The organism is Paenibacillus sp. O199, from assembly GCF_001636635.1.
In the GTDB taxonomy this organism is placed as follows: domain Bacteria; phylum Bacillota; class Bacilli; order Paenibacillales; family Paenibacillaceae; genus Paenibacillus; species Paenibacillus marchantiae.
In genome coordinates this window covers 57,089-80,579 of sequence record NZ_LGRP01000016.1, presented here as the reverse complement: position 1 = coordinate 80,579, position 23,491 = coordinate 57,089, and the positions used below count along the sequence as shown (strand labels likewise).

Annotated in this window: 17 protein-coding genes and 1 riboswitch; of the genes, 5 read left to right on the top strand and 12 right to left on the bottom strand. The window is 47.1% G+C overall.

Translation table 11 applies throughout. The features are described from left to right. Positions 1-176: 176 nt before the first annotated feature. Positions 177-2,984, bottom strand: coding sequence for a PAS domain-containing sensor histidine kinase (locus A6049_RS21365; protein WP_063566585.1), 2,808 nt, complete (start codon positions 2,982-2,984; stop codon positions 177-179). Positions 2,985-3,364: 380 nt separating this feature from the next. On the opposite strand from A6049_RS21365, the gene A6049_RS21360 reads away from it, so the two are divergent. Continuing rightward, positions 3,365-4,063, top strand: a complete 699-nt coding sequence (locus A6049_RS21360) for a response regulator transcription factor (protein ID WP_063566584.1) — start codon at positions 3,365-3,367, stop codon at positions 4,061-4,063. A 40-nt stretch (positions 4,064-4,103) separates the two neighbouring features. Here the strand turns inward: A6049_RS21360 and A6049_RS21355 are convergent, their stop codons facing one another. Beyond that, the gene (locus A6049_RS21355; RefSeq protein ID WP_063566583.1) at positions 4,104-4,544 is read right to left on the bottom strand and encodes a hypothetical protein; all 441 of its coding nucleotides are present in this window, start codon (positions 4,542-4,544) and stop codon (positions 4,104-4,106) included. Positions 4,545-4,769: 225 nt separating this feature from the next. Here A6049_RS21355 and A6049_RS21350 point away from each other — a divergent pair, with 225 nt between their 5' ends. Both A6049_RS21350 and A6049_RS21345 read left to right on the top strand, forming a co-directional pair. Further along, positions 4,770-5,912, top strand: a complete 1,143-nt coding sequence (locus A6049_RS21350; protein WP_063566582.1) for a virulence factor — start codon at positions 4,770-4,772, stop codon at positions 5,910-5,912. 143 nt (positions 5,913-6,055) lie between these two features. Further along, positions 6,056-6,273: riboswitch (Lysine riboswitch) on the top strand. A gap of 114 nt (positions 6,274-6,387) precedes the next feature. Then, on the top strand, positions 6,388-7,854 hold the full coding sequence (locus A6049_RS21345) for an amino acid permease (RefSeq protein WP_063566581.1): 1,467 nt from the start codon (positions 6,388-6,390) through the stop codon (positions 7,852-7,854). Between the two features lie 166 nt (positions 7,855-8,020). On the opposite strand, the gene A6049_RS21340 is transcribed toward A6049_RS21345, so the two are convergent. The 8 genes from A6049_RS21340 to xylA form a co-directional block, all read right to left on the bottom strand. Next, complete coding sequence (locus A6049_RS21340) at positions 8,021-9,148, bottom strand: transglutaminase domain-containing protein (protein ID WP_063566580.1); 1,128 nt, start codon at positions 9,146-9,148, stop codon at positions 8,021-8,023. 198 nt (positions 9,149-9,346) lie between these two features. After that, complete coding sequence (locus A6049_RS21335) at positions 9,347-11,746, bottom strand: YcdB/YcdC domain-containing protein (RefSeq protein ID WP_063566579.1); 2,400 nt, start codon at positions 11,744-11,746, stop codon at positions 9,347-9,349. Positions 11,747-11,948: 202 nt separating this feature from the next. After that, complete coding sequence (locus A6049_RS21330) at positions 11,949-12,899, bottom strand: alpha/beta hydrolase (protein ID WP_240321508.1); 951 nt, start codon at positions 12,897-12,899, stop codon at positions 11,949-11,951. 157 nt (positions 12,900-13,056) lie between these two features. After that, positions 13,057-13,689 (bottom strand): bifunctional 4-hydroxy-2-oxoglutarate aldolase/2-dehydro-3-deoxy-phosphogluconate aldolase, encoded by a 633-nt coding sequence (locus A6049_RS21325; protein WP_063566578.1) that lies wholly within the window; start codon positions 13,687-13,689, stop codon positions 13,057-13,059. A gap of 234 nt (positions 13,690-13,923) precedes the next feature. Beyond that, complete coding sequence (locus A6049_RS34170) at positions 13,924-15,891, bottom strand: glycosyltransferase (RefSeq protein ID WP_063566577.1); 1,968 nt, start codon at positions 15,889-15,891, stop codon at positions 13,924-13,926. A 19-nt stretch (positions 15,892-15,910) separates the two neighbouring features. After that, positions 15,911-16,627 carry a glycosyltransferase family 2 protein gene (locus A6049_RS21315; RefSeq protein ID WP_240321507.1) on the bottom strand — a complete coding sequence of 239 codons (717 nt, stop codon included), beginning with the start codon at positions 16,625-16,627 and terminating at the stop codon, positions 15,911-15,913. A gap of 292 nt (positions 16,628-16,919) precedes the next feature. Next, entirely contained in the window at positions 16,920-18,413 is a 1,494-nt protein-coding gene (gene xylB / locus A6049_RS21310) for a xylulokinase (protein WP_063566576.1), read from the bottom strand. Positions 18,414-18,938: 525 nt separating this feature from the next. After that, the gene (gene xylA / locus A6049_RS21305; protein ID WP_063566575.1) at positions 18,939-20,255 is read right to left on the bottom strand and encodes a xylose isomerase; all 1,317 of its coding nucleotides are present in this window, start codon (positions 20,253-20,255) and stop codon (positions 18,939-18,941) included. 200 nt (positions 20,256-20,455) lie between these two features. On the opposite strand from xylA, the gene A6049_RS21300 reads away from it, so the two are divergent. Both A6049_RS21300 and A6049_RS21295 read left to right on the top strand, forming a co-directional pair. Next, positions 20,456-21,622 (top strand): ROK family transcriptional regulator, encoded by a 1,167-nt coding sequence (locus tag A6049_RS21300; RefSeq protein ID WP_063566634.1) that lies wholly within the window; start codon positions 20,456-20,458, stop codon positions 21,620-21,622. Between the two features lie 145 nt (positions 21,623-21,767). Beyond that, positions 21,768-21,965, top strand: a complete 198-nt coding sequence (locus A6049_RS21295) for a hypothetical protein (RefSeq protein ID WP_053779005.1) — start codon at positions 21,768-21,770, stop codon at positions 21,963-21,965. Between the two features lie 219 nt (positions 21,966-22,184). Here the strand turns inward: A6049_RS21295 and A6049_RS21290 are convergent, their stop codons facing one another. Further along, positions 22,185-22,415, bottom strand: a complete 231-nt coding sequence (locus A6049_RS21290) for a glutaredoxin family protein (RefSeq protein ID WP_024631391.1) — start codon at positions 22,413-22,415, stop codon at positions 22,185-22,187. A gap of 60 nt (positions 22,416-22,475) precedes the next feature. After that, positions 22,476-23,417 (bottom strand): thioredoxin-disulfide reductase, encoded by a 942-nt coding sequence (trxB, locus tag A6049_RS21285; protein WP_063566574.1) that lies wholly within the window; start codon positions 23,415-23,417, stop codon positions 22,476-22,478. Positions 23,418-23,491: the final 74 nt, after the last annotated feature.

Below are 23,491 nucleotides of genomic sequence, written 5' to 3'. Positions count from 1 at the left end.
CTCTTGTTTACGGAACATAGACCTGCCGTCCTCCTTTTGCATGGCATGCAAATTATGGCTCTATAGACAGTTTGCAAAAGAAGTTGTTATTTTATCCGGGAAATTTTGAAAAACAAAAAAAAGCCTTTATCTATTTCAGGATAAAAGCATCCTATTAGATAAAGGCTTCTCTTGCCTTACAAAAGTTCGTCTTGCTTAGGCAATCGAACCTTGAACGTGCTTCCTTTGTGCGGTGCGGATATAAAGGTAAGCGTTCCCTGGTGGTCCTCTACAATTTTGCGCGAAATGTAAAGCCCCAGTCCAGTCCCGCCAATCTGACGATGATCCGAATTGTCCACACGATAAAACTTCGTAAATAGCAGGTCCTGCACGTTCTCTGGAATACCTATTCCATAATCACGTACATCGATGCATAACCATTCTTTTTCTTCCCACAACGTAATATCAATTCGGTCTGCTCCAGGTGAGTACTTGACTGCATTACCTACCAAATTATGCAGCAACTGAACCATCCGATTCTGGTCCGCGTAAGCAAAAAAGTCTCCATTAAACGCATGTACATAAATGCGCTGAATGGATTGCATATTCCATTGCTCAGCAACACCCTCAACCAACTCAAGCAACGGTACATACGTCTTATGATAGGTCATGCCTTCATTGTCCAGACATTGAATATCAAGTACATCGTCCAGCAGACTACTCAGCCGTGCGCCTTCCGAAGAAATGGTCTCCATGAAGTCCTGACGCTGTGAAGCGGGAAGATCATACATCATCATTAGTTCCACATAGCCCATAATGGTCGCTACAGGGGTACGAAGCTCATGGGACACCACACTGATCAGTTCGTTTTTCATCCGATTCAGGCGTTCTTCCTCCGTACGATCACGGAACACCAGAAGAAAACCATGGTTTTTACCGGGAACATCCATTTGCTTCATGTACAGGGAAAATACACTCTTTTCCACATCATTGAATATAAATTCAGTTTCCACAAAGGCCAGTTCTCCGTTCAGAAAAGCACGAGTCTGCTCCACCAAATTGAAATCGGCGGTTAACACCAGAGTATCAATAGCATTGGCTAAATCTTCAATCGATCTGCCCGAAAAATCTCCGAGTCCAAACATTTCTTCCATTCTTCTATTCACTATTGTGATGGTGCCGGAACGATCAGACATGACCAAACCTTCCCGAACAGATTCAATGAAATGCTCGCTGATATCCCGCTGTTCCTGAATGGCAACTTTTTCATGAAACAACTCCGCATTCAGCTTCTCCAGAGCCAATGCATGACGTACACGGTCTTCTTCAGCCCTTGTCCGCTCGGTAATATCCTTGATAAATAAGTTATACAGTGTTTCGTTATTGCCCAACTGAATTTCTACTATTTTATAATCAATCGGAAAAACCGAACCGTCCCGGCGGATACCTGAAATCTCTTCGACGATGACATGCCGTTTACCCCGAATATACTCGCATTGGTTCAGCATTTCCTTAATTTCGGCACAGCTTGCTCCCTGAAAAAGGGACGGGGCATCCTTCTCAAATACAACTTCTTCCCGTTTGAGTCCAAACATTCTTTCCGCTTCGGGATTAAACTCGATTATCAGCCCGTTTGAATCCACAGCAATGATGGCATCAATAGATGAATCAATAATGGCGCGTTTGATCTCCTCACTATTCTTCAGTTCTTTGGTTCTCTCTCTGACCCTGTCCTCTAGAGTTAGCTTGTCCTGACGAATCTGTTCGAATTGTTCCAGTAGCACATCAGCCATTTTGCGCAAATTTCCAATTAGTATTTGTACTTCTGTTACATGGCTGGTCGGCCATTCCAATTTTCCATTACGAAATAACAGCCTCGGAAGAGATCCTGTCATGCGTGTGAGGCGTTTCATTGGACTTACGACTTTCTTGCTAAGTGGAGCAGCCACAATCATGGAAACCACGAAAATGATAAACAGAGATTGGAGCGTAGTCAGATAGATCGCCTCAATCCGAGTGTAATAATTGGCTGAGTTGGTCTCAACAAAAACTCGATAAGGAGTACTTGTGGTCATATCTGCTTCATACATAAACGATGCCTGTTTCCAGTGAGTAAGCACATCGCTATAATAAGCATCCCCGGAATGAAATAGTATGCTGTTCTCGCCTGGCTTGAGAAAACGATATTTGTTGATATCCAGATATTCTCCCACCGAAAGCGTATCCAGCCCAGAAGCAATGACCTTATCATTTGGATCGAGAATAATGACGTTCACATCCAGCAGATGATGATAACGCTCCATGCTCTGGTGCATGTTCTCTTCCGTTAGATATTGTTCGTTCAAATCCTTGATCACTGCATTCGCAGCGTGTTTTAGATTAGATACGATGGAGTTATTGATCTGACCTAGCTGTCTCCGACTGTCGGCCGATAACAGAGCAAGAGAAACAACGACTACAAAGGATACGACGTATTTAAATGCAATTCGTGTGAGCGGAATGGTTCCTGTTCGTTTCGACTTCAACTCGCCATTTGTAATCCAGAAGTCTACCACAATACCTGCAATCAGCGCGTTAACCATACTGGTCACAGCGACATGCATGTATGTATATTTTAATTCTTCAAGATTCATGCCCATAATGTACCCATAACAGGTCACTGGCAATAACATCGCGACCCAGAATGCAGCATTGGCCTTCATGACACTTCCATTCTTCCATCGGATCTGCCATCCCAGCATCCAGATTAATTCAATAGTATGAGCGCCAATCATAAAAAAACTATTTGGGACTAGACCCGCAAATAACACACCCAAGGTACAGATTGCTATCAAAGAAGTGAATCCGTATATGGCTCCATGTAAGCGCAAGGCAATAAAAGTTGCTGCTGTGCCGAACAACAGCTGTACCCCGTAAAACAGAGTCAGCGGAAATATCGTTCCCAGCGTACCAAGGATAATTAGGATGGCCGTACCCAACCATGGAATACGGAGTTTGATTACCATCCACTCCAACACCTTATTTACCTTTATGTAGTCCATAGGCAGCTGCCCTTATGACTGATTTCTATGTTTGCATTCAACAACAACGTTGGTACCTCCTATGGATTAAAGCTCGTAAGATCTACTTTATTTCCCTCAAACCGTTCTGATACATTATACTGTAATAACTACTCGATGTAGCTTTGGGAAATTTTGAATGATCGGCAATTGAGCTGCATTCATGGTAAAATACTGAAGTTTAGCTGAAACTCTATAGAACTTACTACATATGCATCCTATATTCTGGAATACAAACATTAAAAATTTTGCAGCATTTCCACACAAATTACGACATTTTTTTAGAAGTTTCTTAACAAATTCATTTCATCAGGAGTGTGACCTCAATGTCTATCAAAGTTCTTCTTATAGAAGATGAGAAAAATCTGGCCGACATGATTGCTTTCTTTCTTGAGGAGGAGGGTTACATAACTGAACGGGTTCATCATGCACGCGAAGCACTTCAACTTTTCCCACGATTCCAGCCCGATATTGTAGTGACTGACTTGATGCTTCCTGAAACAGACGGTAATGATCTCGTTGATGCGTTTCGCCAACACTCGACTGTACCCATATTAATGATCTCAGCCAGCACCATGCTGAATGATCGGCTCCGAGCATTGCACAACGGTGCAGATGATTTTCTTTGTAAACCCTTTAGTCTAAAAGAGCTTGACGCACGAATTAAGGCATTACTGCGCAGATCGGCCATCTCCTACCCGGACAAGCCGATAAAAGAGGACAAACCTGCTGAAGTTGTCGGACATGTCAGTGTGAATGAGTACAGAAGAACTTTGTTTGTGGATGGCCTTGAAATTGAGGTCACTCATATTGAGTTTGAAATTATGAAGGAATTGTACCGAAATCCCGGCAAAGTGTTCACCCGCAATGAACTCATGGATCGTATTAAAGGCTCAGAACGGGCATATCTGGACCGTACAATCGATGTGCACATCTCCAGCCTGCGTAAAAAAATTGAACCCGACCCCAAAAATCCAAGGTATATCAAGACGGTTTGGGGAACGGGATATAAATACGTCATTTAGTACACGCCGAAATGAAATAATGGCTCATGTCCTCTCTCTGTCATCGTCTAATCGACTGGGTTGAGGGCTGAGCTGTTTTTGTTTTGTATGCAAAAGAATGCAGCAACCGCTGGATTTCCATGATCAGCCGATCTGGTTCTTCCTCTTGCCAGAGGATCATCTTTATCAGGCCCGTACCCGTAATAAGCTGCAAATGGCGCTTGCGAATCAACGATTGGAAATCCGTAATCACCAGCAAAGGAATCTGAGGCATAAATGCCCGAATGGCATTCGCTGCTGATACGGCTTGTCCAGCGTCCTGATAATCCACAATACAATAGTGAGCTGTGCCCCATTCCTCCCCCTCCTCGTTATTCACGTTCTTTTCTCTCTTTATTGCGGGCTCCCTCTGCTCGTCTGTTATCCATTCATTCAACAATTCAATCATATTGTCATAATCAATACCACGACTTCCGTCCGAAAGTACGGTAATGGGTTCCATAGGTATAACCTCCAGTTCATTCTCTCTTCTTATTGTGCCAATCTTCATTTAAAAATGTTCGTGTGTGAACATAAAAGAAGTGTTAACTATCTTCGTACGTCTTAACAAACTGTGTAAGGTTCATTACCCATTTCGCAGTTTGCGGCAATTCATGTAAAATAGGGATATGCCCGTGTCCATTGCGGGAACTTTAAGAATGAATCCGGTACAGGAGGTTATGAACCGATGAATATTGTTTCCATTGAACCAACACCCAGTCCCAATACGATGATGCTGCATCTGGACGAACGTCTGGAGGACGGGATCCGCAGAACATATACACTGGATAACGAACGGTCTGCTCCGGCGTTTATTCGCCAGATGCTTCATATTCCCGGAGTAAAAAGTGTATTCCACACGACCGACTTCGTAGCTCTTGACCGCAAGGGAAATGCGGATTGGTCCGTCATACTTGGCGAAGTCCAAAGCCGTCTTGGCCAACAGGGAATTGATCTGGACTGGATTGAATCTGAAGATGCCTCTGGTGAGCACTTCGGTGAAGCACAGGTATTCGTTCAATTTTTCAGAGGTGTACCGATGCAAATTCGGGTCAAAGCCGGCGCCAAGGAAGAGCGCATTTCGCTCTCGGATCGATTCGTCAAAGCCGTTACTGAAGTCGCCAGTGCAACGCTGATCAAGGAACGGAAACTGAGTGACTATGGCGTTCGCTACGGTGAATTGCCTGAAATCGCAAGAGAAGTTGAACAGGAGCTGGAAGCAGCATATCCGCCTGAGCGTCTGGAACGCGTGATTCAACAAGCCATTGAGCACGGCTCCAATGCCGAAGAATTCGTGGAACGTCGCCGCCAGCTGGATGGTGCCGAGCTTGAAGAGGCTCTGCATAATGAGGACTGGAATGTTCGCTATGCTGCATTTGATGGCATGGAACCTACAGCAGAACGGCTGCCACTCGTTGCTCATGCACTCCATGATAGTAAAATGCAGATTCGCCGGCTGGCTGTTGTATATCTTGGTGATATCCGTACACCGGAAGCAATGGAACTGCTGTACGAAGCTCTGCAGGATAGTTCACCTGCTGTACGTCGGACTGCCGGAGATACCCTCTCCGATATCGGTGATCCTGCAGCAACAGCAGCCATGACAGCTACGTTATCCGACAAGAGCAAGCTTGTACGCTGGCGTGCGGCCCGCTTCCTGTACGAAGTGGGAACCGAAGAAGCAGAGCAAGCTCTGCGGAAGGCAGCCGAAGATCCTGAGTTTGAAGTCAGCCTGCAAGCCAAAATGGCACTGGAACGGATTGAATCCGGGGAACAGGCAGCCGGAACCGTATGGCAGCAGATGGCTGGGCGTAACAAGACGTCGGAATAGTCCTTTCGATTCATATCCAACAATTGTTATTGCACTGGAATACCATGGGGGGTTATACTGATTGTCTGTTTACTAAACAGGACATTGAGTGTTACGTTCTGTGATTTATAATTTCATAGACAATAGATACACCTCATCCATGATGATGAGGTAGAGGTCGCGGGTGCGATCAGTACGCTGAAGGAGGCGCTAAGGAGCCGCTTATGAATTCAGCCGAAAGGTGCACCCGCCGAAGCTCGCAGGACGGTTCCTTACGTTGTCCAGCGCGGCTGGGGCTGTTGCCGAAAGGTGCAGAACTGTCACAGATGTATGATGCCTTCCTCGGAGGGTATGATTTCTTCTGTGTTGAGCTATCTTAAACATCTGGGACGAGGTGCGGACGATTGATAATAAAGACCGCAGGCTAATGCCTGCGGTCTTTTGGTTATTTCCATTGTTCTGAACCCATTAGTACGCTGAAAGAAGGAGTGTTTCCATGCAAGACCGCAACAACCAAACTAACACAGGACCTACCCTGAAAAAAGGACTACGCGCACGGCATATGACCATGATTGCACTCGGTGGATCCATTGGTACAGGACTGTTCCTCGCAAGCGGAACCGCTATTTCCAATGCAGGCCCCGGCGGTGCACTGATTGCTTACGTTGCCGTCGGCATCATGGTCTTCTTTCTTATGACCAGTCTCGGAGAGCTGGCTACCTTCATGCCTGACTCCGGTTCATTCAATACGTATGCGGCCCGCTTCGTCGATCCTGCCCTTGGGTTCGCCATGGGTTGGAACTTCTGGTACAACTGGGCCGTCACCATTGCAGCAGAACTCGCTGCAGCAACCGTACTCATCAAATACTGGTTCCCTGACAGTTCATCCATGTTGTGGAGTCTGCTGTTCCTCGTATTAATCTTTGCCCTAAATGTACTGTCTGTTAAAGGGTACGGAGAGTCGGAATACTGGTTCGCCATTATCAAAGTCGCTACAGTGATCATCTTCCTTACCGTTGGTGTGCTCATGATCTTCGGCATTATCGGCGGAGAAGCGGTTGGATTCAGTAACTTTACTATAGGAGACGCCCCATTCCATGGCGGATTCTTCGCGGTTCTCGGTGTATTTATGGCTGCAGGGTTCTCTTTCCAGGGAACAGAGCTCATTGGCGTCGCAGCCGGTGAGAGTGAAAATCCGCGTGAAAATGTCCCTCGTGCTATTCGGCAAGTGTTCTGGCGTATTCTGATCTTCTACATTCTGGCGATTACAGTCATCAGTCTGATCATTCCTTACACACATCCGAATCTGCTTAAAGGTGATCTGAACAACATCGGAGTTAGTCCGTTTACTCTTGTCTTTGAAAAAGCGGGTCTGGCCATTGCTGCTTCCGTCATGAATGCCGTTATTCTGACCTCTGTACTGTCTGCAGGGAATTCAGGCATGTATGCTTCAAGTCGTGTCCTGTATGCTCTTGCCCGGGATGGCAAAGCGCCTCGCTTTCTGGGTCGGCTGAACAAAAAGGGCATTCCAATGAATGCGCTGCTCTTGACCACAGCGGTGGGTATGCTCGCTTTTCTAGCTTCCCTTTTCGGTGATGGCATTGTATACACCTGGCTGCTGAATGCATCCGGTATGTGTGGCTTTATCACCTGGCTCGGCATTGCCATCAGCCATTATCGCTTCCGCCGTGCGTATGTGGCCCAAGGTCGGGATTTGAACGATCTGCCCTACCGTGCACGCTGGTTCCCATTTGGTCCGATCTTTGCTTTTGTGTTATGTATCGTCGTCATTATTGGACAGAACTATCAAGCGTTCACGGGTGATCAGATCGATTGGAGCGGAGCCCTCGTCGCTTACTTGAGCGTTCCGCTGTTCCTGATCTTATGGCTGGGTTATAAATTTATTAAGAAAACAAAAGTTGTACCATTACAGGAATGTGATTTTACAACAACAAACGAATAACGATATTGCATAGGCATCCTTCTTTCCACTGGAGAGAAGGATGCCTTTTTTGTTCGTCCAAGTTTCGGGATAGCCATCATCCACGTAAAAAAAGAACGCTCATCCATGAGCGTCCTTGTTCACCATAAGGTGTGTCCTAATATAATCATTCATACAAAGTTTGATGTCACATGGTCCAGGTAATTTTCACACGCAGATCCACGGTATCCTCCATGTTGGATACGTAATACGATATCGACTTCATGCCAAGCTGATACAGATCCTGCAAATCCTCTACTAGTCCCGTTTCAGTGCCCTTGTATCTGAAAGTCAGCGAGCTTCCGCCATCCTTGAGCACACTCTGAACTTTAGTTTTCAGCGCGGAATGACCACTAATCGCATCACTTTCGTCGTAGAGCGAGTATTCCAGTGTATGATACAGCTTCTGGTACGCGTTTGCCTTGCTACCTCCCGCCTTCACCAAAGTTTGCAAAGCTTCACGATAGGGAGCAGATGCAGCAGGATACTTGCCTTTAGCTGTCCATACATGGTCACGTGCCATCTCATCATCACTGAGCAAATAATAATTGTGACTTACCTTGCCCTTACGGTCAGGAGTAGGATCATCCCACGTCGTATCCATATGGTACCACTTGCCATCCAGCTTGACGAGATTCCAGGCGTGTAATTGCTCACCAGCCGTTCCTTCCACAATCCGGTTCTCTATACCCACCTGCTCCAGCATGCGATAAGCCAGCAATGAATATCCCTGACATACGGTACTGCCGGTAACAAGTCCATCGTATGCAGTATATTTCTGCAAGGATGTATCGTAGGAAAGGTTAAGTACAATCCAGTCATGAATGACTTTAACTTTCTCATGATTCGTCATGCCAGGCACGATAATCTCTTTGAGCACGTTGGTCACCTTGCGGTTCACGTAGTCGGTTTGCTCCTTCGTTTCCCGATATGCCAGCTTCACATGTACCTCTGCGGATACATTGGAGCCTTTATAATTAAATGCGTAACTTTTAACGGTATATTGAATATAGGGATCACTGGTCATTGCTTCGTCAATGGAGCTCTGCAACTGTTTTTTGAGGCCTTTCACATTGCCTTTGTATGTAAAAACAAGTTCCTCTGTGCGCTGGGACATCGCATTCAGCAACGTCTCGCGCAGATCCGTATTCGTGGATATGTCCGATGTTCCCGACGCCGCGTACAGCTGATCCAGATCGACTGCATGTGGCAGTGCCACAGCAACAAGACAACCAGCCAATAGCAGGGTTATCACTCGTTTTCCGTGCTTGCCCATGAAAGGATACCACCTCTCTTTGCAAAGTTCTCATGCCTCATTGTATCACAAAAGGGATTGACGGCAGGCTTCTAGTTTTGTCGAAAAGCATCAAAAGAGACCCTCCGTAGAAGGTCCCCCTGTCTTCAGCAAAACACCCTAACCTACCCGTTATCCTCATCATATGACTCTTTCGGGCATTTATGCAACAAACTCCAATCAATATAAACGATTGCCGCTCATAAAGGTATCCGTCTTGCCCTGAAGCTTGGCCAGACGTTCCAATACCTGAGCCGCCTCGGCAACCGTCACTTTGCGTGCAGGCATGAATCGTCCTTCAATCGAAGGCAACAATCCCAGCTTGATGCTGAGGGAGACCGCTCCCTTGTTGTTGACTGCACTGGCATCTGCCAGGTTGGGAAGATCCGATGGCAATGTGTAGAATCCGGCCAGTTTCTCATAGCGCAAAATGCGCACGAGCAATACTGCCAACTCTTCACGAGTCATCTCCTCTTCTGGATTTAGCTTCGTTTCAGAATCAGCACCCGCTAACCAGCGCTGATCAATCAATGTCCGCACAGCTTGGTAATAAGGGCTCTCCGGGGTAATGTCAGCATATAGCTTCTCACTCCCGTTTCCACTGTAATACATATCCATATTCGGGTTAACCGCTCTTGCCAGATAGGTAAACCAATCACCCTTCGTGATGACCCGGTCTGGGAATACACGTCCCTGCTCATCTGAAAGAATTACGGCATGTTGAGTCATATTCCGAAGCGCAGCCTCCGCCACATGACCCGAAATATCACTAGGTTCAACATTCGCTGTGGCACTTCCAGTACCGTATAAAAACTTCCATTCCCCAGTGTTAGCATCAAGTACTTCATAACTGGCGGAAATCGAATTTCCATTTCGTGTAGGCTGGTAAACCAGGTTTACACCCGAGGGAACGACCTGACCTGTACTCATGGCATAACCACCGTAGCGGGAGTAAGCCAGTGTTAACTTGAATGCTTCCAGATAGGTTGCCTTTGCCTTTTCATAACTGATGGCTGGTTTGGTGTTTCCAGGCAATTGTTCAGGCGTTGCAGCAATTCTTGTATAAAATTCGTTGATGGCTCCATCCTTCAGGACTTGTACTTGTACTGTATCATCCATAACCGCAATTCCGTTCATGTAGCGCTGGAACATAAATGTACGTGCACCTTCAAATTCAAGCACGCTGGACAACCGGAATTGTTCTGCTGCACTTGGAACCAATGCAATCACCTTATTGATTGCAAGTTTCTCGGCTTGTGTCCGGGTTACAGACTTAGTCTCATTCTCATCCGCTGGTTTCTCCTGCGCAGCACCCGGCTCCACCCGTTGATACAAGCTGTAACTATAAATCTGTCCAGTAAGCGCATCTACCTGTGCTGAAATATCTCGCATGAACATGTAGGATACATTCGCATTTCGATTGCTCCAGCTCAGGCTCCATACTTGATTGTTAGGACTCGCATACTCACCTTTGCTTAACTGACTATGCTCCAACTTGTAACCTTTCGGAATATCAAAGTTCTTTTTAATGATGTTCTCAGCCTGTTGTGCATTTAATTTCTGGCCGTTCGCTGCGACAAAAGGAGCTACACTTCCTTTTAAAGGTTTATTCTGCTGTAAAGAATCTTCATCACCCATAGCTTTTCCAGTCATCGCGTTAATCGGCTCCAGTGTATTAGCATCCAGCGGAACCATGCTGGAATTCTTCGGCATATAACCAAGATAATACTTTTGTCCTTTGAGCGAGGATAGACGATCATTCGAGATATAAGCGAGCTGTACATCAAATTGCTCCTCAAATCGTTGACTGGCCTTCTCTTCCGATGCTGCCGACTTCGATGAAGGATATTCAGCTCCAGTTCTACTTCTTGAATAGCCTGTCACCAGGCCACTTTCATCCACACTTATGTAGATCGTCTCTGCCTCAGACAACAACCCTTCATGCTTGAGTTGGTAACCATATCGATATTCCGTTCTGCCAAACAAAGATTGCTGTGCAGTGAATTGATACACATCTCCAAGAGAAGCATACTCATTTTCTTTCAATCCGGGAATAGCTTTGAATAGTAATGCCTCTGCATACTTCTCAGCCTCGTCTTTGGTCAATTTGACATCAGAAGCAGTAGACTGCTTATCCAGTAATTCAGAAGGCAAATGTACGCTTAGCACTTCCCCCGTGCCCGCATGTACCGTTGCGCTGAATCCCATCGTATGATTTCCTTCGACAATTTGAAAGCCAATCTCCCACGCCTTGTAATCCGGTGGTGGGTAAGAGTTCGGTGAATCGAATCGTACAGATGAAATCGTCGCCTTTTTTAACAATGGAAATAATTTCAGTATATTCTCGCTGGCTTGCTTGGAGGAGATTTTGGCTCCTTCAGGCACCTCGTTGTCTGTTAATCCAAGTGGTTGTTCCGTTTCCCCCGCTGCGGATTCTGTTACCTGTTCCGCTGTCGCTGCCGACGCGCTGCCTGCAAACCCTGGTGTCTGTGATGCCAGAAGCAAAGTTGCCATGGCTGCTGTAGCCGCTTTGGCTGTAAACATTTTGAATCGCACATTAAAATTCCAATCAAAACTCAAATCTGGACCTCTCCCTTCAATTTCATACAAGGATGCATGCAAAATAACCTCGCATGAATATTGCCAGTCTATTCTATGATACCATAAGCTTCCTTTTTAATCGTCATTTTCCCAACAATTTTACAAATGTGAATTTCTGCATATTTTATAGAAACGCAAAAAAACGCCAACTGGGTTGGCGTTTCGACGATCAGTCTGAGCATCAAGTGGGCTGAATTTTCTCTATATTGACGTTCGGTATAACAGATTCATTGGACTGAGCCTGCACCTGTACATGAGTTTTCAAAAATGGAATCACCGTATTCCAGAACGCGGGATCTTCTTCTGAACAGCTATGGCCACCGCTATTGACCCATAGATGCTCCACGGGCGGATCCGCTTTGGACATAAAATATTCAAGTTCGCTTGGTGGAATAAAGTTATCACCTTTGGAATGCACCATAAGCATCGGCAGCTGCATGCCTTTGCGCCGTTCGTTCAGCAGCATAACTGGATCGCGCTGGCGATACGTTTTCAGAGATTCACCAAGCCGCCAGAACCAGATTCGCGGAATCAGCTGGGCCAGCGGAAACAGAGGCAGACGTCGCCGTCTCAGCTCGGAACTTACGATAACCTCGAATTGGGATGGCATGGAGTCCGTGATCACCGCTGATACAGGTATGCCCTCCGTCACAGCGAGGATCGTTCCTAGTCCGCCTAAGGAGTGCCCAAGCACACCGATTGCAGCAGGATCAATTTCCGGGCGTGACGACGTATATTGCAATGCTGACAGCAGATCGTCGCGGAACAGGTAAGCTGAAGCCGCTTTAACTGGATCACTGGCTCCATGGCTTCGAACATCGTACATAAAGAGCGCATAACCTGCTTCCCAAATGGGACGAGCATAACGGAGGACACGTGATCGGTTGGAGCCCCATCCATGTGCAATAATAACCAAAGGCCAAGGCTTCTGGATATGAGCTCCAGCCGGAATGAACCAGCCATGCACTCGCCCGCCTCCACTCTCAAAGGTTATATCCTCAAATGGCATGGGCGGTGTGAGCGTAATCGGAATCTTTTTGGGGGTCTGACTATTCACCGCTGCCTTCCATAAACCACCCGCAGTTACCGCGGCAACAGCAATCATCCCGCCAATCATCGTTTTAGCTTTCACTGGTGTCACTCCTCTCCGTTTTCTGGCCTAACTCCATCATAAGACAGCAAGGTTAACAGGACGTTAATCCACATCACTTCTTATATTATCTAATGGTACAGAAGCTCTCCTTATATATACCCCGATGTGTCTGGTCCACTTCTGTTGGTTTCCTGGTTCAACCCTCGAGTTTCGCTATTTCCACAAATGCACGTGTGCAAGCGGCAATCTGCTCATCATTCCCTGCTGCAAGTGCTTCTCGTGGCAAAAGTGCACTTCCAAGCCCCACTGCCGCCGCACCCGCTGCATAATAATCTGCAATGTTATCCAGGGTGGCTCCTCCTGTTGCAAGCAGTGGAATATGATTCAGTGGAGCCTTAATTTCACGTAAATACGGAATACCCAGACTCGCCATTGGGAACAGCTTCACCACTCTTGCTCCTGCTTCATAGGCAGCCACAATCTCCGTTGGCGTCATCGCACCGGGCCAGATCTCCACTCCGTGTTCTACAGCATATTCAATAACTGACAGATCGACATTCGGAGACACGAGGAATTGAGCACCCGCTGCGACGGCTTCTTTGGCCATCTGCACATTGAGTACCGTGCCCGCCCCGATATAAGCCTTCCCCTCATGCCTTGCACGCCAGTCTGCAATAATATCGTGTGCCCCAGGTGTGTTCAGCGTCACTTCCATCAGTCGGATTCCACCATCAGTCATTCCCTGCCCTGCTGCCTGAGCAGATTCACGGCTAATACCACGAACAATAGCCACCAGTCTCGATTCCAATAATACTTCCGTCAGATTCATGCCAACTTCCCCTTGTTTCATAGATTCGGCAGCCGAAGACAAGTATTCGTTATCACCGCTTTTCCGTTAGTCACTATTGTAAAGCATATCGTCCCCTGGATGAAATCATTTGATCCAATTTCTTGTGAGAGTGAGTGCACCAATGTCTCCGGTATAAAGTTAAATAGGAACACAAAAACCTCTCCATGGAAAAAGGGATTATTCATCCACTTTGTTCCATTAGAGAGGTTTGCTCTAAGCATTTTCCAGCACGTTATTATCCTTCTCCAGATCCTTAAAATACTTATCATTATACAACATGCTCGGATGTGTTGGATGGTACATCAAAGCAATGTCATTGTGCTCTTTGGCTTTTGCCCGATTGCCCATCCGGTCATAACACACACACAATTGTAAATGCGGCATCCATGTCCATGCAGCTTCGTTCAATACTACCATTGGATCGGTCGGGCGTACGGCGCGGGTCGCCTGTTCATACCAGTATAAGGCTTTGCGGTAATCGGCACGGTCGGCAAAATATCCACCCAATCGGCAGCAGATCTCTGCCCTCGGCAAATCAAAGGCAAAGGATCTCAACAATGCCGAGACTTCCTTTTCCGAACGTTCAAGTGATACCTCGCAATCAGCTATTTTCTGGCATGCTGCGATCTGATCCTCCACCCATCCCAGCCCGGTGTCCAGAAATTTTCCATAGTACTGCACCGCATCTTCAAGATGCCCGTGGTCTTTCAATTCATTGCCAAAATAATATAAATCACGCGGAGAGAACTCCTCCCCTGCCTGTTCGCGTTTGCGATAAATCTTTAGATTGCGATCCGTGTATTCCTTATCTTTCTTATGCGTGACTGCCACGTCGCTATGCAGCAGATGACCGGCCACTTCCAAATATTCATGCACGGCACCAATCCAGCGATAATTCCGATCCCTGCGCACCAGTCGGTTCCGCCTCAGACTATATGCCACCTTCCCCTCCGCCGTAAAGGACAGATGATAATCCATCGTCACACTATCCACAGCAGGGTCCAGGGAGCGCTTCAGATCAATGAGCTTCACCCGGTCATCCGGTTCAAACACATCATCTGCATCCAGCCATAATATATATTCACTTGTTGCTTGTTCAAAGGCAAAGTTCCTTGCTGCCGCAAAATCATCCACCCATTCAAAATCAATGATGCGTTCCGTATAACGAGCTGCGATCTGACGCGTCTGGTCCGTCGAACCCGTATCTACAATTACAATCTCGTCAGCGATCCCATTAACAGAGTCCAGACATCTGGAGAGGGAAGCCTCTTCATTTTTCACAATCATACACAGCGAAATACTGATCGATTCCTCTCCGCGTATGGCTCTGCGATTAAAAGCAGCTACTCCGGGCAATTCCGATAGTCGGTAGATGTGATAGGCCGGAAAATGTGTATCTACGTATAAACGGAACCCCAGTGCCTGAGCACGGATGCAAAAATGGCGATCTTCTCCCCAGAAAGATACATTCGGAATCTGGTCATAGGAAACTCCGGACTCCAATACGTTCCTGCGAATAAGGGTACACGCCCCAAGTCCACCCACTTCATAACAACCCGGGGTACGCAATTGCCTCAGGAATGCATCCGTCTGTGTACCTTCGTCCTCTGCTTCCTCCCCTGTATTGCGTTTGCCTCCCTTGCGAAACAGGGCGTACTCATCCTGCAACCAGACTTGTGGCATTTCCCTTGTGCCCGGCTGCCATCGAGTCCAGAAGATATTGGAGATGATCTCCTTCCTGTTCGATACGAGCTGTTCCAATGTCCGTGGATGCAGGACGAGATCGGAATCAATCAAGAACACGGCATCGTACTTCTGGTCACGGGCATATGCCAAAATACGATTTTTTAGTCCGGCTACCCGCCAGATCTGTTCGTCACGCCAATAGTGCCCACCCTCGTCCTTGTTATAAATTCCTTTTCCCTGATTGGCATCTGTTTCATCTACATTCGCATCCAAAAGGTTGCCTTCATGCCGAAGTACAAACTCCTGGAGCATATTGGATGCCGCTTCTTCTTCGTTGTCGTCCACAAACAGATAGTCTGTCGTTACCGTCGTTCGCTCAAGCGATTCCAAGGACTGGAGAAATTCACGGAGTACCGCAGCCGTCTGCCGAACAGGGCTTGCGATAAGAATCTTTTCCTTTGGCTCTTCTTTACCTTTTTCTTTTTCCTTCTTCAACTCTATTGTCCTCCTTCCCTTATTCCGACCATTCCAGAAGTATTGGATCTGCATCCAAAATGGATTCGTACTGTTCCTTCCAGCCATATCTCGCATCCGGGTCCAGTGCTTGATAACGCTCGTATTTACGAATCCGGTCCTCTGCACGCGCCCAACCATAGTGCTTCACTCGAGGGGAGTGACATCCATAGGCAAAATGCTGAATCGTTAGCGGAAAACGGCCGCAGTGCTGCGGGGTTTCCTTCCATTCATAGCTCCATTCCGGTCGGTATCGGACCAGAAATGGCCGATAATACGCATGAGCCTGCCAGTATTGGTCTTCCCGGTAATGTGTATCGCTCCACATATCAAACAACCTGAAATAAATGGCGTCCTCCGTTCCACCCAACAGTTGATTCCGTACAATACCAAAATCCGTTGTCAGAATTTCATCCGCGTCCAGGTTCAAGATCCATTCCGGTCCTGTAGCCACTGTTGTCTCCCACTGCTGCTTGCGTAAACTCACCTCATCTGCAAATAGGGAGGCCGGATTCACAATCAACGTAAGCGGGATTCCCTCCAGCATTTCCTGGCATAAAGCGACGGTATGGTCTGTACTTCCGTCGTCAATGATCACCGCACGATCAATCCACGGCCGGTGAGTCTCCAACGCCTGTCTGAGATACCTGTGCTCCTCATTGCGAACAATCATGGACAAGGTGACATGCGGCCTCGTGGTTGCTTCACGATCTTCCAACTCCCCACCTCCAGGCTGAGTCTGTCACGCGTAATAATTGATGTGATATGAATGATTAATTGGCTGAACCTCTATTAACCTCAATATCTAATCTATGCACGTCTGGAACAGGGTTATGTCTGGCAGGGAAACCTTTCATGACGTTTAGGAATCTTGAAATATGATATGCCCTTCTTTCATGAACAACGACAAAAAAGGCACCCGCCTTCGCAGGTACCTCCTTAATGGAATATTTCATTGGTTTAATAGTTAATGACCTATTGAGATCTCAATATAAAAGAGGTCTGAATAATCAACGATATGCTGCCAGACGATCATTCAAGCTGCGTGTTTGCCCGTACACATCCTGATACAGTGCAAACAGTCCGTCATACACCTTAACCGTTTCCGGGTTAGGCACATAGGATTTGGCAGGACGAATGAATGCTGCTGCACATTCCTGCAAGGATGGGAACCAGCCACAGCCATAAGCCGCCAGCATTGCCGCGCCCATTGCCGGGCCCTGTTCACTTTCCAATTTCACAATGGTTGCATTGAAGACATCGGCCTGCATTTGCAGCCAGGCTTCATTTTTGGCGCCGCCACCAATGGAAATAACTTCATTCACTGTTTTGCCAGCGTTACGCAGAATATCGATGGACTCACGCAGTGAGAACGTAATGCCCTCCATCACAGCACGTCCAAAATGCTCCAGCTTATGTCCGGCATCCATGCCGATAAAGCTGCCACGAATGTTTGCATCCGGGTGCGGTGTACGCTCGCCGACGATATAAGGGGTGAACAGCAACCCGTTGCTTCCCGCTGGAATCGCATCAATGCCCTGCAAGAGCACATCAAATGATTTGTCTGCTGCAAAAGTATCCTTGAACCAGGACAGGCTGTATCCTGCAGCAAGGGTTACTCCCATAATATAGAAGGCATCTTTCTCGCCATGGTTAAAAAAGTGCACTTTGCCTTCGAAATCGAGATCTTTACGCTCTTCATAGGAAAGCACTACCCCGGACGTTCCGATGCTGCACATCGTCTGTCCTTCACTCAGAATGCCTGCGCCAATGGCTCCGCATGCATTGTCCGCACCGCCTGCATATACTTTGGTTGCGGCTGCAAGTCCAGTTTGATCCGCAATCTCAGGCAGCAATGTGCCCACTTCCTCAAATGACTCCACAAGGCGTGGACACAAGGATACTGGCAGTTCAAAAGCTTCCGCGATTTCCTTGCTCCACTGCTTGCCTGCAACGTCTAGCAGCAATGTGCCTGCTGCATCCGAATAGTCCATCGCATAATCACCTGTCAGGCGATACCGCACATAGTCCTTCGGCAACAGGAACAGCGCTGCCTGTTGCAGCGATTCCGGCTCGTTTTCCTGTACCCACAGGATTTTGGGCAGGGTAAAACCTTCGAGTGCACGGTTACGGGCAATACTTAACAATTTGCTATCCAGCACCTTCTCAATGCGGCGGCACTGCGCTGTTGTCCGTGTATCGTTCCACAGAATGGCATTGCGCAGCGGTTTACCTTCGGCATCCACCAGCACCAATCCATGCATCTGTCCGGAGAAGCTCAGTCCTTCGATTTCCGAAGGATGTACGCCTGACACCTCCAGCAATTTGCGCAGCGATACAATCGTCTGCTCTACCCAATCTTCGGGGTTCTGCTCACTGTATCCAGCTTTGGGCTGGTACAGCGGATAAGCCTCGGAAGCTTCAAACGCCACTTTCCCTTCACGGTTAACCAGCACCGTTTTAACTGCACTTGTTCCCAGATCGACACCAATTACGTAACTCATGGGTTAACTCCTCTCGTTTATCTCAGGTTATATCCACGAAGAATCCAAGTTTACATGAGAGTCACTCCGTGATCAGAAAACCCTTGGATCGCCGTTACCCCCGGATTTCCTTCATCCCTTTTACATGGGAGAAATCCGGGGATAAATGCGACCGCTTCGCTTCCTCCGGGTCCTTTCTGCTCACTCCGTTCTGCATGCTTAATCATGGACACACATGGATATGAAACGAGTAAAACGTACTCGTTTCTGTAGCTAAAATCGTGCCTACGACCTATATCTGTCATTAGTAGTGGACACGCAAACCATAATGCACAAGAAACTCATTCGGTTCAAGGATCAAAAAACCGCCCCCTCCTTCCCAGGGGAAAGTCGGGGACGGTCCGAATGTCATGCTTGTTCAGGCGTTCCGTGGTACAAGTTTAGGCTATGCTGGCGTGCACGCTTTGTTATACTCCTGCACAAGCGTTACTACAGGCAAAACGTATGGTTGGTTCACAATCTTCCATACCAAAAGCCTAACTGATATTAGTCAGCCAGGATGTATTGGTTGAGTTTTGCTCTCAGCAATTCCTGACGTCCGGATTGGTTTTTGCGTGGGCTTTCGTTGTTCAGTGCGTACTCTGCAAGGGAAGCCAGTGTTGCTTTACCTGCAACCACATCTGCACCGATACCTTCGCTGAAGCTGCTGTAACGTTTTTCGATGAAGTCATCGAATACACGATCTTCAATCAATTTCGCTGCTACTTTCAGACCTTTAGCATACGTATCCATACCAGCGATGTGTGCCAGGAACAGATCGTCTGCTTCGAAGGAACCACGACGTACTTTGGCGTCGAAGTTCACACCACCACGTCCGATACCACCATTTTTCAATACTTCGTACATTGTCAATGTAGCATCGTACATATCAACCGGGAACTCATCCGTATCCCAACCGATCAGCATGTCGCCTTGGTTGGCATCGAGGGAACCGAGCATGCCGTTTGTACGGGCAACGCGGATCTCGTGATCGAATGTGTGACCAGCCAGTGTAGCATGGTTAGCTTCCAGGTTCAGTTTGAAGTGTTTGTCCAAACCGTATTTTTGCAGGAAGGCAATGGAAGTTGCTGCATCATAGTCGTATTGGTGCTTCGTTGGCTCTTTCGGTTTAGGCTCGATCAGGAATTGTGCATCGAAGCCAATTTCCTTCGCGTAGTCTACTGCCATGTGGAACATACGGGCAATGTTGTCTTGTTCCAGTTGCATGTCTGTGTTGAGCAATGTGTCATAACCTTCACGACCGCCCCAGAACACATAGTTTTCTGCGCCCAGACGTTTACCCACTTCCAGACCTTTCTTGATTTGCGCTGCAGCATGAGCGTACACATCTGCGTTGCAAGTGGAAGCTGCACCAAACATGAAGCGTGGGTTGGAGAACATGTTTGCTGTATTCCAAAGCAGTTTTTTGCCGCTAGATTTCATGTGACCTTCAATCAGGTCAACGATTGTATCGATGTTACTGTAGAACTCACGCAGGCTGTTGCCTTCTGGTGCGATGTCCACATCGTGGAAACAGAAGAACGGGAGATTCATTTTTTCCAAAAATTCAAATGCTGCTTCCACGCGTACTTTCGCGAGGTCCAGACCGGAGTATTTATCCCAAGAACGAACAGCAGTTTCCGCACCAAACGGGTCACTACCACCCGCTGTTAATGTATGCCAGTAAGCCATGCCGAAACGGAAGTGCTCTTCCATCGATTTGCCGGCTACAACTTCTTCCGGATTATAATGTTTAAAAGCAAATGGATTCGTGGAATCTTTACCTTCGAACGAAATTTTATTAACGGATTCAAAATAGGCCATGTAAAATGCCTCCTCAATAGTTTTGAAAGTAATCGTTTACAACGTTATCCTAACACATCGGTTATACTTTGTCTATTGGTTAAACAAAGTAAAAATAAAAATGTTTTTTGAATGTTTGTTTACGCTATAATAGTCGAATAGCTTGTTTACGGATTGCGGGTCTGAACCCTTTTATAGAAGAATAGGAGTGCTTTATGGATATGAAAATTACCGGAGACCAGATGCTGGTCAAAAAAATAAACAAGTCGATCGTCCTCGATACGATTCGGCGTCATGCCCCCCTCTCCCGTGCACGGGTATCCGAGATTACAGGGCTGAACAAAGCAACGGTATCCAATTTGGTTGCCGATCTGATCAATGATGAACTCTTGCAGGAAATTGGTCCTGGGGAATCCAGCGGTGGACGTAAACCTCTGATGTTGCTATTTCGCGGTACATCGGGATATGCCGTGGGTTTGGAACTTAGCGTGACCCATTTAAAGGGTGTGCTCACCGATCTGGAAGGTCATATCATCACAGAGTACGCCGTGAAGCTGGAACAACATGATGTGTCCTCTGTATTTGAACAGTTGAAACTTGCGGCAGAACGTCTGATTCAGGCAGCCCCTGCCTCTCCTCACGGGGTAATTGGCATTGGAATCGGGGTGCCGGGTATGGTGGACGAGGAAGGGACGGTGCTGTTTGCACCCAACTTGGGGTGGGAGAAGGTTCCCCTGCGTGCCATGCTGGAAGAAGTATTTGAACTGCCTGTCACAATCGACAATGAAGCGAATGCAGGTGCGCATGGAGAATTGAATTTTGGTGCGGGTATCGGTGTACGTCATCTGATCTATATTAGTGCAGGCATCGGGATTGGTTCAGGCATTATGGTGGATGGCGAGCTGTACAAAGGTGCCTGGGGATATGCCGGAGAAACAGGCCATATGTCCATTGAAGCAGAGGGCAGACCTTGCTCCTGTGGCAATCGTGGCTGCTGGGAGTTATATGCTTCGGAGAAAGCTTATAAGCACCCGGATCATCAGTTGCTTTTGCCGGCACATACCACACGGGAATTGATTGATTATGCACAGCAAGGCCATGAAGATGTATTGAAACTATACCAGGAAATCGGCCGCAAACTGGGGGTTGGCATCACCAATATCGTCAACAGTTTTAATCCTGAGCGCATCATTATCGGCGGCCCTCTTTCGGAAGCAGGACCATGGATTGAAACGGCGCTAAAACAAGTGGTGGAGGAACGTACGTTGCCCTATCACCGCCGCAGTTTGCAGATTGAATGGGCTGCTCTGGGCAGTCGGTCCACACGTGTGGGTGCCGCTTACTCAGCAATTTCCCAATTTCTAGGTAAAATAAGAGTGTCCGTCTAATAACCAATGAAAATTGACATCATTTTGCCCCATTTCCTCCCTTTTTGTTAAAGAAATCCAGAGGTATAATAGGGTTATGTGATTTTTGTCATGGCGGCATGAATGTCGCCGTGTTAATTCCGATGACGAAACGGAGTGAAAATTCGTGACCTACGTGGATACTTCAGATATCTCGGCGCAAATGTTTGTCACCGTACTCCTGTTCCTGATCGTGCTTGCGCCGCTGTTCAGCCTTGGCATACTTCGATTGTTTCAGAGCAAAAAGAAGGCTGGTTTCATGTACATGCTGTCAGGCGTACTGGTGTATGTAGTATTTCAGACCTTTATGAGTATATTTTTTTAGATAAAATATGATTGATTTTAACGTCAAATCCCTTTTTACATCCACAAAAGAGTTCATGAAACATGTGCTCTGTTGTAGCTGTGAAAGGGGATTTTTCATATTGCAAATAAAAGAAGCCTCAGTCCTGATTCGGACTAAGGCTTCTCCAATATATATTCAAACGGCTCGCGCGAACCGGAATAGCTGCATGTGACTTGAACTTAAGCTATACAGTATAGATTAAGCGTCCAACGCTTTAGCAAATTGAGTTTTGTTCATACCCAGAATACGGTGTTCACCAATGACAGTCAGAGGTACGGCACGTACGCCCATATCCCATACTTGTTGTGCGAACTCATCGCTTGTCTCGATGTTACGCTCTTCATAAGAGATGCCTTTGTCAGCCAAGAAGCTTTTTACCGATTTGCAGTTTGGGCAGTTGGTTGATGTGTATACAATTACGTTTTCCATGTTTATTCACCTCATATTGTTATTTTATAGACTAATCTATTGATCAAAACAGCTCTTCCCTTACAGAACTACTGCGCTGTGCTCCAAGCTCTCAATATATTTCTCTGTATCCATCGCAGCCATACATCCACTACCTGCTGCTGTGATCGCTTGTTTGTAACGGGTATCCTGCACATCACCACAAGCGAATACGCCTGGGATATTGGTTTCGGATGTGCCCGGTGTAGTCAGAATATAACCGTGTTCGTCGGTTGTGATCTGTCCGCCCAGGAATCCAGTGTTTGGTGTGTGACCAATTGCAACGAATACACCGCTAGCAGGAATGATTTCTTCTGTACCTGTTTCGTTGTTCAGTACTTTCAATCCAGTTACGCCGTTGTCGCCAGCCAGCACTTCAAGAGGGGTACGGTTCAATGCCATCTCCACTTTCTCGTTGCTGCGTGCACGATCCTGCATGATTTTGGAACCACGCAGTTCTTCACGACGGTGTACCAAGGTTACTTTGGAACCGAAACGGGACAGGAAGCTCGCTTCCTCCAGTGCGGAGTCGCCACCGCCAATAACGATGATTTCTTTGTTGCGGAAGAAGAATCCGTCACATGTCGCACAAGTGCTGACACCACGGCCTACATTCGTTTCTTCTCCAGGAATACCGAGGTATTTAGCAGATGCGCCTGTAGACAGGATCAAGGTTTCGGATACGAGTTCACCCATGCCTTCAACCTGAATTTTGAATGGACGCTCGCTCATATCGATGTTGTTTACCCAGCCTGTACGGAATTCTGCACCGAAGCGTTCTGCTTGTTTGCGCATATTGTCCATCAGTTCAGGACCCATAATGCCGTCAGGGAAACCTGGGAAGTTCTCTACTTCTGTTGTTGTTGTCAATTGACCACCAGGTTGCGGTCCTTCAATAACGAGTGGGCTCAAGTTGGCACGTGCCAAATAGATTGCTGCTGTCAGCCCTGCAGGGCCTGTTCCAATAATAATTGATTTATACATGTATAGTTCCTCCCCCGGGTTCTGCAAAAAGGTCAGGCTCTCCGGCATCAAAAGCAAAGGCTTTTGCATACACT